Below are 12,407 nucleotides of genomic sequence, written 5' to 3'. Positions count from 1 at the left end.
GGAGATAGCAAAACTAGGGAAGCTGGTAAAAGAGATCAAGGCACTAGAGGAACTTACAGAGATAGCTGAGAAACGTGGAGTTGCTACTACACTCAAGGCTGCATTGGCTAATGCTATGGAGACTACTAAGAATAGGGGTTGGACTGATTATTTAAACAGTCTAGATTCAAGTAAGAGAGTTAATGCTGTAAGAGAACTAATCGCTGCTGAGAAAATTAGAGCATGGGCTAGGGATATAAATAACTTGGATGTAGATGAAAGAGCCATGGTTGCAGGGGCCTTCGCTCGTGCTGTTGAGGGAGCTGAGGTTATTGAGGTTAGGGCTATTGGTTCTACTTCGGTGATGCTCAATGCTTGCTATGACCTCCTGACCGATGGTATTGGCGTTGTTCCTTATGCTTGTGCTGGGGTTGGTGGTAACTTTGTCAGTGTTGTAGATGGGCATATTAATCCTAAGTTCGCTTATAGGGTTAAGGCTGGGTTGAGCTATGCTCTCACTCCTGAAATCTCTGCCTTCGCTGGGGCTTTCTACCACAAGGTGCTAGGTGATGGTGACTATGATGAGCTGCCTTTGAGCCCTATCGCTGACTATACCGGCCCTGCAGGTAAAAATAAGGATACTGGTATTGCTTCGTTTACCTTCGCTTACTTCGGTGGTGAGCTGGGCGTTAGGTTCGCCTTCTAGTCTAGATGAACTAGTTTCCTTTAAGTTTAGGGGGGAGTGCTTCGCACTCCCCTTTCTAGTTTGTCCTGGATGATGAAGGAAAGCTAGCACCCCCACTCAAACTTACTGGTATCACCAATCTCACCCAGTAGGTATGTCATCATGGCTAGACTAGTGTTGAGGTAACATAACAACTACACAGTGTGGTAATGCACCATAGACACAGTTGAGCCCTGCACTACCTACTAACCTCAGGAACCTCCAGCACCACCAAGTCTGGCATTGCCACCATCAATGTGGCACTACCAGCACCCAAAGCTCTTGGCACTACCTACTGACCTCAGGAACCTCCAGCACCACCAAGTCTGGCATTACCACCATCAATGTGGCACTACCTAATCGTTGGAGAGCGTACACATAAACAGTATCTCTGATCCGCAGTATGATTTGCGGGTTAGTAGTTCATAGCGATCAGGGATTGAGACCTTGGCACCCTTTTTTATACGAAGCACCACCACACTTCCTGCCTGACACCATCGCATACTCAGTATTGCGTTTAGTGATATATCCACCAACGACGTTTCCTCGTAAGGAGGATCAACAAACGCCAGATCATAGCTGCGATCCGCCAAGGGGAGTTTGTTCACATCGCAACATAAAACGGTCATTCTGTGTCCAACACCAAGGCTGTCAGCCGTCCTTCTGACCAATTGTAAGTTAGGCAGGTGTATGTCTACAAGGCTGGCATGCTCTGCGCCTCTTGATAGGGCTTCAAAGGAAAAAGCGCCACTGCCGCAGAATATGTCGCACACCCTCGCCCCTTCTATAGGGATGTGCGCACGCAAAACATTGAATACTGACTCTCTTACCACGGAGATCGCAGGTCGTGCTTTCAAGGTATTGCCAGTGAATACTCGCCTGCCACGGTGAACACCTGCTGTAACCCTTATCACGCCCGCAGCCTACGAAAACCGTCAAAACTTTCTAGTGAAATGGCGGCTCCTTATGGAGTCCATAAGCCTGCCGCTTGCGGAAACCAGCTTCTCCGTATAAACTGCCTGTTTGATTTTGTAGACCTCCTCAGCTGTTGGATCACCACCCCGTGAGATGCTGCAAAGCACTATCAGGTCAATCTTTCCGCCTTCAGCGCCGCTCCCTTCTCCGGCGGCAGTGGTACTTAACACCTCTCCGAGTTCGGCATTGCTCAACATGAACTGAAGTTTAGAGGCAAGATCGCCAATGCGCACGTCAAGACTTGTCGCATCCAGTCCCATGTTCTTTGCAATGCCATCAAAACTTTCACAGTTGGCACCGCGCCCTTTCATGACTCGCAACACGTTTTCATGGTCGCTGCTCGCGACAGAGACGCGCTTTATGCTCGCAGAGCTATTCAGGAACCCCTTACTCACCTTGACTTTATTCAACAACTTCAGCACCAAGTATCCGCGGTCAATCCTGATCGGGCCAATTACTTGGCCAACATTGGCCCTTACGAGTGATACTTTCACATCGGGCAAGAATGCGCTAGCCGTTACCCCTACAGCGTGGTCAGCATATACCGCGTGCTCCCTGTACCTTGCTGCTATCTTATCAAGCGCCACACCCTTGTTAAGCTCACTCAGCACAGAGTCCAAAACGCTGCCCGCCTTGAACGGCACAAAAACTTGCTCCATATCCAGCACGGTCTCAAGGCCGGTAGACCTTGCCTCGTCAACGTAATTTTCAACATCGCTATCCGAAACCGCAAGAAAGGGCGCGACCCGTGTGGCCAATATTTTGCTCCATACAACCCTGGATCTGAGGTGATCTTCTACAGATTTGTGATCCAGCCCATTCTGCACCACGCACTCCCCTATACTCAGCCCGTCGCACACACCCAACACAGAGAACATCTTACTGGCTTCCGCCTCTAACTCGTGCTTACCTACGGATATGCCCAACTCCTTGGCTTCAAGCTCTAATACAGACTCATCAACCAGAGACTGCAGCACCTCAGCCTGGTCACTCCCAGCATGAGCAGTTCTGTAGAAAAATGCGTTTGCTTTTGTTCGTCTAGATACATCTAGACTAGTTATAGCCTTCCCATCAACAACGGCCTTTATGCGCACAGAAGACGCGGAGCAACAGTGCGACGCAAGAACAACACACAAGGCACAGCAACACGCCAGGTAACGCAACATACGACCAAACTACAACAAAAGCAGGAGCCGATTCTAATGATAAAACCGCTGCAAGTCAAAGCTCTATTTACATTAACGGCAAACGCAACCGGACTTGCACCCAGGGTTCTGAGTGCAACCTAGTGTGCGGGCGAGCGACCAGGATCGAACTGGCGACCTCCAGTGCCACAAACTGATGCTCTACCGACTGAGCTACGCCCGCCACGAGGACAACCAACTATCATATCTGGCTCACAGGAGTCAAGTATCATATGCCGGGAAGATGGCTGCGTGCAACCAAGGGGCGTACGTCACTCCTCCCACGCATTTAGAGCGGCATTCCAACTAGCGCAGGGTACGGCAACGCGTGCAACGGTTTTGGACATTGTGCACTTCAGCACGGCCAGCTAAACCTTGGGACCTGCTGTGCATGGCTCCACATTAAGAACCTCGCAGCCTTCGTAATATTTCTGTTCTACCAATCAGTGGCAGTAATTTTGCAAATTCTGGACCTTTTGGCACCCCCGTAAGTGCGAGCCTAAGTGGCAAAAGAATGTCGCGAGTCTCGCAGCCCGCACGCTCTTTGATTTTTTGTAGCCAAGTTTTCCACGTACCGTCATTTGGCTCTCCTTCGGGCAGGAGATCACTAGCTAACTGCAGCAACTGCCGGTTTACGTCATCCACCACGGGGGTGACCCCAGGACCGCAGATTTCTGCCCACCTCTTCACCTCCGAAATGACGTCTATATTGTCGCGCACTGCGTACCAAAAGCCTTCCGAGCACTTTATGCCGTATGCTTCTAATCTATCCTGTACTTCTTCGAATGACAGCCTCTGCAGCAGCCGCACATTTAGCTTGGATATGTCTTCCAACTCGAACTTGATTGGAGCTTGGTTGAATGCTTTGATGTCAAACGAATCCACAAGGGATTGCATATTCGTGTATGGTTCCACAGGAAGTGATGTACCTACCCTGGCCATGTAGCTGTTAATCGCCATGGGCTCAAGGTTCATGTCTCGCATTTTGCATATTTCGGTTCCACCTACCCGCTTAGACATCTTTGAGTCCCCCATGCGCAGCAGCGGCAGGTGGGCAAAAGATGGTATTTTTGCACCAAGCAAGCCCATGACATAGATCTGCACTGCCGTATTACTCACATGGTCCTCGCCGCGAACGACGTGTGTTATCTCAAAATCTATATCATCAACTGTAGAGGGAAACATGTAGGTGTAACTTCCGTCAGTTCTCCTGAGAATTGGATCACTAATGTTTTTGGCTTGGAACACCACCTTGCCCCGTATTTCATCCTTCCAGGAAATTGCCTGGTCACGATCTATCTTGAGTCTGAAATACGGCTTCCTCCCACTGTAGGCCTTTTGGTCTTGCTCAGTCATGTTCAATGCACTTCTGTCGTAAATGGGTGGTAGCCCCATTTTGAGCATCATTTTCCTTTTTAACTCCAGCTCCTCCGGAGTTTCGTAGCATGGGTAGACCGTACCCGTATCCATCAGGGAGTCGAAAATTTCGTCATACCTACCAATCCTAGAGCGCTGGTTGAAACAGATATCCCAATCCACTGCCAGCCACTTTAGGTCATTCTTTATTCCCTCCACATACCTATCCTCAGACCTTTCAAGGTCAGTATCGTCTATCCTGAGCAAGAGCTTGCCAGATCTGCTTCTGGCATACAGCCAGCACACCAGTGCCGTTCTCACATTCCCTACATGCATGTACCCAGTGGGGCTAGGTGCAAAACGAGTAATCATTTAGTATAACCTGTAAAGCATCCTGTCACGGACCAACCTAATTACGTAAACAGCACGCAAGATATCTTGCGTTGTCGGGGGAATACACCAGTGAAGTTTAACACACGAAGCACTCAATCCCATAGATATCTGTATATCGATTCCTTTCCTTTACCAAGGGAATAGCATGTAGGCAACCTGAATCTTTTTGGTTTACCAAGGTAGGTTTTCTTTTTAGAATTGCAGCTCCAGTCGTTCTTGTAGTTAGCGTGCATTTTTTCTGTGTGTACACGCACGAAAGGTCAGGGCGCGTCAAGTTCGTGCGCGACGGTTTTTCGTTTCTGGCCTTTATTTTCGTGTTCTTTTTCACCGCCTATAAGAGGCTGTGGGCCCTCACTTTTATCCTACTTGCAGCGTCATGCGTCTCTTATGTTGCATACCATGAGCACTTCATTGACCTTCCTTGCTATATAATGCTGGAATTCACAATTAAGCTCTATGCCGGCCTCGCTTATCCAGACTGGCTCCGCATGAAGCTTAGGAGAACCAAGCACACCATTTCCGCAACTGTACTGGCGCATAATGCCCTACACGCTCGGCTGCGGTTTATGGAGCAAGTGGAAAACAAAGCACCCGACGGCACTTTGTAGGAGTTCTGCAACACCTGGCAATTGCTGTGTTGCCGGCCGCTTCGCAAAACGCACACACCACCCATAGTTCAGCTAAGCCCCGATAACCAACTAAGTTACCACCGTCACCCGCGCCAAAAAGGTGTATCTATAAGGGGGTGCTCGCCACCGCAAACTCCCTTTTGCCTATCATACCGGATTCGTACCCAAGCCGCCCGGATTCTACAGCATACTTGAAGGCGCGAGCCATACTTGTGGGATCGGGAGATCGCGCGATTGCACTATTGATCAACACCCCGTCAATCCCAGTTTCCATGACCATAGCTGCATCGGATGGCCTACCTATTCCGGCATCCACGATGATTACCACATCCTTACATCGGTTTCTCAGCAACTTAAGGTTGTGTGCGTTCAGCACGCCCATGCCGGAGCCTATAGGTGACGCGCCGGGCATTAATACTCTGCATCCACAGTCTATAAGTCTGCAGCATGCTACAAGGTCATCCGTGCAATACGGGAAGACTTCAAAACCCTGGTTCACAAGCTCTTTAGCGGCTTCACATAACAACACAATATCGGGATGTAGCGTGTAGTCATCACCAATAACTTCAAGCTTGATCCAAGAAGTGGCAAAGATTTCCCGTGCCATTTGTGCCATGCGCACGGCATCGCTCACCGTACAACAACCAGCCGTATTTGGCAAAACGCGGCACCCGCTGTCTTGAACTATGCGCCAAAAATCTCCCCCCGCCCTGGCAGATGGCATCTGCCTGGAAAGAGAGACAGTTACAACTTCCGTTCCGGAGTTTGATATGGCCTGTTTGAGCACTTCTGGAGACGGGTATAGAGCAGACCCCATTAGCAGTCTGCTATTTAGCTTTACCCCATACACATTCCACACGCTACTTCTCCGTGCCATTAAGACCGGGCAGCCGCGCAGTTGCGCCGAACCATCTGGGAAACGTACACCACATGCTACCCACCCTGCATAGGGTACACTATATCTACAACATCCCCACTCCTGAGTGCATACTCACTATACTGCGCCTTGGTAACGAGCACATTGTTGACCGTAACTGCAAAAGGTGCGCTGCACTCGTATTCTTTTACGGCGTGCTGTAGCGAGCTTCCCGCAGGTATTTCCCTCTTTTCCCCATTAATCTTGATATCTATAACATCTTTCATGGAAAACACCCGAAGCTTGAAGTAAAGACGCTGTAGTATATACACCAATCCTCCGTCAGTACCAGCCAATTTCCGTTCTAGGCCGTAGATGCTAGCGGGTAGTAGCGCAGGCAACGCCCAAAACGCGGTACGAGTTATCTTGTGTGGCTGATGATATTATGCTAATCTCGGCATATCGTAGATATGATGGTAGATATCCATGCTGTCACTGCAGAAAACAAGTTACCCGGCACCTGGCGCTACAGACAACAGTACTGCTCTATTCCTAACTGCAGAATTTCAGGGCTTAGCAAAGCTGCTAGCAGACACAAATTCTCTACCCATGCTATCAGGGTTCCTAGCGGAAGTTGTTGGAACAAACGATGTGATGGCCGGATATCCATACATAAACATACTACGACACAATGCTTAGTAGGGATGACATTGCAAGGCTTACCAACTTTAAGCACGGACACTACAACCTCGTGTGGATGGCTGAAGTACTGTACCGATCCCTACTGCAAATTACGCAAGAATACAATGTAGACAGTCCTCAGCTGCAACGTCTCGCACGTTGTTGTGCATCTAAGATACACAAATTGCACGGTAAGTCGCCTGCATATAATTTTTTCAGCCCGGCATCCATTGCGTGCGTGCAAGAGCTCTCATCATACTTACAAAGGGTGGGAATCAACGAACACCTTGGTGTAGATGTAATAACGGAGAACAGCCTAAAAGTGCTGGACAACCTGTCGCGCTACTTTGCCCTGAAAATGCGGCAGGAATTTTGTCTTTTGCTCACTTTTTATGGCGCAAGTTACGATAAGCTGCCGCAAGCTTGCATGTCAGCAGTGCTGGTGCGACGCATATTGCATGTTAACGGAAAGGCAGTGCAAACTCCTGTTCGAAATCTAAGTGCGCAAGAATCAAGGGCTAGGCAGCTGGTTTCTGAGGCTATAACAACACATCTAGAACAAACAAAAAAGCGCTTGGAATATGTTGAGGTTATTGTGAATCGGCGCCACTCCTGGTATATGCTGCACCGCAAACTTGTACAAGTTTTCCATTCAATGTTTACCTTACCGAAGCTGCGGGAAGATTACAGCGCCCTAAAAAGGCTTGATGCCGTCTATAAAGACAGCATCATGTATGGCGACTGCGCAAAATTTTTTGAAAGTCTGCGCAACATTAAGCTTATGAATATAGATCGCTACAAAAAACACCCCGAGTTGGTTGCAGCTCTGCGCACAGTACAAAGCTCATACAAGGTTGCTAGCCACACAGAATACATGGCAGCAGTAAGAAACTGTGCGTCCCAACCTCGGCCTGTACCACTGCGATGTTTCATGCTGACGGATCCCAAACGCAGTGGGGTGTTAGGGCTCGCGAACCGGAAAGTGCGTGCAAAAATGGGTACTGTATCTAGATGGCTGAAGCGGCAGTCATACGCCGTCCGATGCAAATTTTGGCAAAGCACTGGGCACTATCCCACAACTGTGGCAGCAAATACATATGAGCGGCCCGAATCACGTGTGCGCGGTAGTGCCGGAGACGACGATGCTGTTGCGGTGTTGCATTCTCGTCCCAGCAATGATAACTGCCGCCTACGCACCCTACTAGCGCACTTTCTGAAACTACTCAGCAGGAAACATCAGCATCGGGCAAGTAGCCTTACAGCACTCAACTTGTGTTACGCGAATGGCATTGGACACATGCTTGCCGGAGGCACAAGAGCATCCGCAAACCACAAAGTGCGTCACCCTGTAGGCACGCACACATCTAGGTACCTGCGAGAGAGCCAAAGAGCACGTTCCCTGCTACTGCGCGCCGAGTCGCTGTGTAATTTATACGCAGCATATGCCGACCAGGCGTCGGGCCGAAAGCTCGACATAAAATCTCTGCCCGCAAGCAATGATCATACGAAAAAGCGCACCAGGGTATTCTTGCCAGGAATATCTCGGATCAGTGGGCGTAGCTCCAAGAAGTCCGGTAACTTTGGGAGTCTGGTCAAAAGGAGAAGATTAATTTCACATGACCCGGAGAGTATGTCGAGAAAATGTGTGCACTCGGACCAAGGCGTTGCTGCACACGGTAATGTTCAGCCCTCAACTGGACCATTGCCGACCAGTTTCGGTCACAAACAGAAGTGTGGTATTAACAGTGCGGCGGAATGGCGCATGTCGGCTTTACGATCCACGCCCTCAAGCAATGATAACTGTGTTGCCGAATCAAACACCGCATTATCCGCAACTCCGGCACGACAAGACGCGGGGCGGCAGCGCAGGAAGAAAAAACATCGAGTTATACATGCACTCAAGAAGCGTCTTCTCTGGGCTCTATGCACGTCACACACCTGTGCAGCAGAGCTTCCTGTAAGTGATGCATCTTCGACAGCATCTGAACATTCTCCTCATAGCACCCAGAGGCACAAAATACGCAGAAAGCCTACCAGTGCCACACCTAAACAAAGCACCTTGACATTATACGTGCCGTCACTCACTGCCACCAAGGCAGAAGGAACGTACAACTGTTGTGCACGCGGTGTATCATCAGAAGGTATGCCATGGCATGAAAGTACAGACTCATCGTGCAGCCAAGCTTCTCCTGAGGATGAACGTACTAGTGGCTTTAGGTAGTGCCACATTGATGGTGGTGATGCCAGGACATTTGTGTAGTGCCAAGAGCTTTGGGTGCTGATGACGCCACATTGGGTGCCAAGCAGTGAGGTTCCTGAGGTTAGCGACTATGGTCAGTAGTTTTGAGTGTAAGGATGGTAATGCCAGACTTGGTGGTGCTGGAGGTTCCTGAGGTTAGTAGGTGGCAATGCCAGACTTAGTGCTGAGGTTAGTAGGTGGTGCAGGGCTCAACTGTGTCTATGGTGCATTACCACACTGTGTAGTTGTTATGTTACCTCAACACTAGTCTAGCCATGATGACATACCTACTGGGTGAGATTGGTGATACCAGTAAGTTTGAGTGGGGGTGCTAGCTTTCCTTCATCATCCAGGACAAACTAGAAAGGGGAGTGCGAAGCACTCCCCCCTAAACTTAAAGGAAACTAGTTCATCTAGACTAGAAGGCGAACCTAACGCCCAGCTCACCACCGAAGTAAGCGAAGGTAAACGAAGCAATACCAGTATCCTTATTTTTACCTGCAGGGCCGGTATAGTCAGCGATAGGGCTCAAAGGCAGCTCATCATAGTCACCATCACCTAGCACCTTGTGGTAGAAAGCCCCAGCGAAGGCAGAGATTTCAGGAGTGAGAGCATAGCTCAACCCAGCCTTAACCCTATAAGCGAACTTAGGATTAATATGCCCATCTACAACACTGACAAAGTTACCACCAACCCCAGCACAAGCATAAGGAACAACGCCAATACCATCGGTCAGGAGGTCATAGCAAGCATTGAGCATCACCGAAGTAGAACCAATAGCCCTAACCTCAATAACCTCAGCCCCCTCAACAGCACGAGCGAAGGCCCCTGCAACCATGGCTCTTTCATCTACATCCAAGTTATTTATATCCCTAGCCCATGCTCTAATTTTCTCAGCAGCGATTAGTTCTCTTACAGCATTAACTCTCTTACTTGAATCTAGACTGTTTAAATAATCAGTCCAACCCCTATTCTTAGTAGTCTCCATAGCATTAGCCAATGCAGCCTTGAGTGTAGTAGCAACTCCACGTTTCTCAGCTATCTCTGTAAGTTCCTCTAGTGCCTTGATCTTGGCTAGTTCTCTGTCCAGTTTTGCTATAGTGTCTTTCACTCCAGCTAGTTTCTCTTGCCCTTTCGACTTATCTGTCCCAAGCACTAGTGTTTCCCCCAGAGTTAGTAGTGCTCCAAAGAGTCCCTGAGCCTTTTTCTTCTCTACCAACTCTTTAACCAGCTCCCTTTTCTTACTCTCCAGCTTTTGTGCTTCCAGTTGTGCTATAGTGTCTTTCACCTCAGCTAATGTTCTCAACTGCTCTTCTGGTACTAGCTCATCTAACTGTCTTAGCTCCCTTAGCACACTTATCTCTTCTAGCATACTTGCTGCTTTCCTTATAGATTGCGGATTAGTCTCCTTACGTATTCTTTGCCGCTGTGTCAGTTCCTGTATCTCCTCCAGCTTTTGTGCTGCTAGCCGTACTAGTCTTCTATCTAGTCCCCTCATTCTCTCTGTGAGCTGAAGTCCCTCTTGAATCTCTAATCCTTCAATCTTCTGCTTCTCAGCTAATGCCTTGACTTCCTTAACCTCAGCTAATGTCCTCAACTGCTCTTCCAGTCCTAATGCCTTAAGTTCCCTTATCGCTGCTAGTTCTTCTAGTTTTGTCTTGAGCTCTCCCAGCTCTTCCAATGTCTCCAACTTATGCACCGCATCTAACTTTCCCTTGATTGCTCTCTCCAGCCCTCCTAGGTCTTTCACCTCCTCCAGCTCCTCTGGCTTCTCCTTCAACTTCTCCAGCTCCTCCTTGAGCTTCTTCACCTCCAGCTTCTTCTTCTCCTCCAGCTTTATCATCTCCAGTGTCTTGCCTTCAACTCCGAATTTGTGTAACAGCCACTTAGTCAGATGTTCTCCCAGCCCTGCGCCTTTTAACTTCTTCTCGGACTCTATCTCCTTCAACTCCTTCAGCTTTTTCTCCTCTAGCTTCCCTAGCTCTCCTACTACACCCTTGCCTAGCGCTTCTAGCTTCTCTATCTCCTTCTTGAGTGCCTCCAGCTTACTCAACCTCTCCTTCATCCCCTGGAGTTCTTCAGTCTCTATGGCTTCTAGTCTCTCTAACCACTTGAGTTCTCCAAGTTCTGCTAACTTACTTACTTGCTTTGCTAGTTCATGTTGTAACTTCTCTAACTCTTCTGGTCTGCTCAACTCTTGTATAACTAGTCCATCATCAACTCCTGCCATCTCTCCAGCAAGTAATGTATCTCCATCAGGGATCTGTCTACTAAACATTGCCCTTACAGGACTTGCTATACCTTCACTATCTACTACTTCCCTCTTGAGTCTATGCACATCACTCATGGACATCCTACCCAGAGCACTGGATAGTAATTGACCCCTCGCTGTATCTAGTGCAAGTTCCTTACCTAGGAGAAATGCTGTATCATCTCCTCCCTTGATGACAAACCTCTCATGTCCTATTCCTACTTCTATCCGTGCTCTGCCGGTTCTGTACCCCAGGCTGCCTCCGAAGGCTAGGGTACTGTTCCCGAACTCTATACCACACATAGGGGTACTCCAGTCGAAGTGGTATGAGTTGAACTCACTGGTATCGCTAGCATTCTTGCTGAGAGGGAACAGGCCCCTAGCTCCCTCCACTTCTTCTATGATTTTCAAATTCTTGACGCCATTGAAGGTGGGGTTGTAGTCAAGGCCTATGTAGAAGTTTTTACCAGCATTCCCTGCGGGTCTATTCGCCAATCTTTGTGGATGAGATTTACTTTTCTCAGCAGCCCCCACAGGTACACTGTGGAATACACTCCATGTTGATACTCCAGCAACTAGTAAGAATCTAAGCAACATCACCACTCTCCCAAAACATCACTAAAGCACCTATCTCTAACTTGTACCACCAAGTCTGGCATTACCATCCTTACACTCAAAACTACTGGCCATAGTCGCTAACCTCAGGAACCTCATCTCCCAACGCTACTTACCCTTGCCCAATGTGGCATTACCAATCTCACTGCTTGGCACCCAATGTGGCATTACCACCATCAACACAGTTGAACTTGCTAGCCTCATCACCATTAATCCCAGCAGCGAACTTAGCCATAAGCTTACCAGCACCAAAGAATATGGCAGTAAATACAACCAACATAACAATGGCAGGCCATGCGAGTTTACCGAATATAGCCATGATACTAGAACCTAGTATTACTCCAGTCATGATGGGTAATCCAAGTTTCTGCACAAACCCTATAACATTACATATAACCTTAGTAGCTGTATCATCAGCAGCAGGAGAAGTAGCAGCCCCTGCAGGTACACCATGGAAGATACCCCATGCTAACACTCCAGCAATCAGTAAGAATCTAAGCAACATCACCACTCTCCCAAAACCTA

Annotated in this window: 8 protein-coding genes, 1 tRNA gene and 4 pseudogenes; 4 read left to right on the top strand and 9 right to left on the bottom strand. The window is 48.6% G+C overall.

Annotation, left to right across the window (positions count from 1 at the left end; translation table 11 throughout):
- Positions 1 to 226: 226 nt before the first annotated feature.
- Positions 227 to 685: pseudogene (gene msp2, locus AOV_RS04005) on the top strand (outer membrane protein MSP2); the annotation flags it as partial.
- 374 nt (positions 686 to 1,059) lie between these two features.
- Here the strand turns inward: msp2 (AOV_RS04005) and AOV_RS04000 are convergent.
- The 4 genes from AOV_RS04000 to gltX form a co-directional block, all read right to left on the bottom strand.
- Positions 1,060 to 1,617, bottom strand: a complete 558-nt coding sequence (locus AOV_RS04000) for an RsmD family RNA methyltransferase (protein ID WP_075139412.1) — start codon at positions 1,615 to 1,617, stop codon at positions 1,060 to 1,062.
- A 21-nt stretch (positions 1,618 to 1,638) separates the two neighbouring features.
- Positions 1,639 to 2,844: a hypothetical protein gene (locus AOV_RS03995; protein ID WP_075139413.1), complete on the bottom strand. Its 1,206-nt coding sequence runs from the start codon at positions 2,842 to 2,844 to the stop codon at positions 1,639 to 1,641.
- 129 nt (positions 2,845 to 2,973) lie between these two features.
- Positions 2,974 to 3,046 (bottom strand) — tRNA-His (locus tag AOV_RS03990).
- A gap of 218 nt (positions 3,047 to 3,264) precedes the next feature.
- The gene (gene gltX / locus AOV_RS03985; RefSeq protein ID WP_075139414.1) at positions 3,265 to 4,590 is read right to left on the bottom strand and encodes a glutamate--tRNA ligase; all 1,326 of its coding nucleotides are present in this window, start codon (positions 4,588 to 4,590) and stop codon (positions 3,265 to 3,267) included.
- A gap of 248 nt (positions 4,591 to 4,838) precedes the next feature.
- Here gltX and AOV_RS03980 point away from each other — a divergent pair, with 248 nt between their 5' ends.
- Complete coding sequence (locus tag AOV_RS03980) at positions 4,839 to 5,219, top strand: Erum7620/ECH_0207 family putative T1SS effector (RefSeq protein WP_233497123.1); 381 nt, start codon at positions 4,839 to 4,841, stop codon at positions 5,217 to 5,219.
- A 104-nt stretch (positions 5,220 to 5,323) separates the two neighbouring features.
- Here the strand turns inward: AOV_RS03980 and AOV_RS03975 are convergent.
- Both AOV_RS03975 and thiS read right to left on the bottom strand, forming a co-directional pair.
- Positions 5,324 to 6,099 (bottom strand): annotated as a pseudogene (locus AOV_RS03975) (thiazole synthase).
- A 74-nt stretch (positions 6,100 to 6,173) separates the two neighbouring features.
- Entirely contained in the window at positions 6,174 to 6,452 is a 279-nt protein-coding gene (gene thiS / locus AOV_RS03970) for a sulfur carrier protein ThiS (RefSeq protein ID WP_233497121.1), read from the bottom strand.
- Between the two features lie 130 nt (positions 6,453 to 6,582).
- On the opposite strand from thiS, the gene AOV_RS05450 reads away from it, so the two are divergent.
- Together AOV_RS05450 and AOV_RS03965 are read left to right on the top strand one after the other, a co-directional pair.
- The gene (locus tag AOV_RS05450; RefSeq protein WP_233497120.1) at positions 6,583 to 6,795 is read left to right on the top strand and encodes a hypothetical protein; all 213 of its coding nucleotides are present in this window, start codon (positions 6,583 to 6,585) and stop codon (positions 6,793 to 6,795) included.
- The gene (locus AOV_RS03965; protein ID WP_233497119.1) at positions 6,788 to 8,998 is read left to right on the top strand and encodes a hypothetical protein; all 2,211 of its coding nucleotides are present in this window, start codon (positions 6,788 to 6,790) and stop codon (positions 8,996 to 8,998) included. The genes AOV_RS05450 and AOV_RS03965 overlap by 8 nt, the downstream gene beginning before the upstream one ends.
- Positions 8,999 to 9,434: 436 nt before the next feature.
- On the opposite strand, the pseudogene msp2 (AOV_RS05445) reads toward AOV_RS03965, so the two are convergent.
- The 3 genes and pseudogenes from msp2 (AOV_RS05445) to AOV_RS03955 form a co-directional block, all read right to left on the bottom strand.
- Positions 9,435 to 9,893: pseudogene (msp2, locus tag AOV_RS05445) on the bottom strand (outer membrane protein MSP2); the annotation flags it as partial.
- A gap of 1,569 nt (positions 9,894 to 11,462) precedes the next feature.
- Positions 11,463 to 11,864, bottom strand: a pseudogene (locus tag AOV_RS05440) (P44/Msp2 family outer membrane protein); the annotation flags it as partial.
- A gap of 160 nt (positions 11,865 to 12,024) precedes the next feature.
- Positions 12,025 to 12,393, bottom strand: coding sequence for a TrbC/VirB2 family protein (locus tag AOV_RS03955; protein WP_117374475.1), 369 nt, complete (start codon positions 12,391 to 12,393; stop codon positions 12,025 to 12,027).
- Positions 12,394 to 12,407 lie beyond the last annotated feature (14 nt).

Origin of the sequence: Anaplasma ovis str. Haibei (assembly GCF_002214625.1) — a bacterium.
Classification (GTDB): domain Bacteria; phylum Pseudomonadota; class Alphaproteobacteria; order Rickettsiales; family Anaplasmataceae; genus Anaplasma; species Anaplasma ovis.
This window is presented reverse-complemented; position numbering and strand designations above follow the sequence as displayed.

Bases quoted from the DNA above. Each gene is read 5' to 3' on its own strand.
- gltX (WP_075139414.1), bottom strand. From the start codon at position 4,590: ATGATTACTCGTTTTGCACCTAGCCCCACTGGGTACATGCATGTAGGG.
- AOV_RS03965 (WP_233497119.1), top strand. From the start codon at position 6,788: ATGCTTAGTAGGGATGACATTGCAAGGCTTACCAACTTTAAGCACGGA.
- AOV_RS03995 (WP_075139413.1), bottom strand. From the start codon at position 2,844: ATGTTGCGTTACCTGGCGTGTTGCTGTGCCTTGTGTGTTGTTCTTGCG.
- AOV_RS05450 (WP_233497120.1), top strand. From the start codon at position 6,583: ATGCTGTCACTGCAGAAAACAAGTTACCCGGCACCTGGCGCTACAGAC.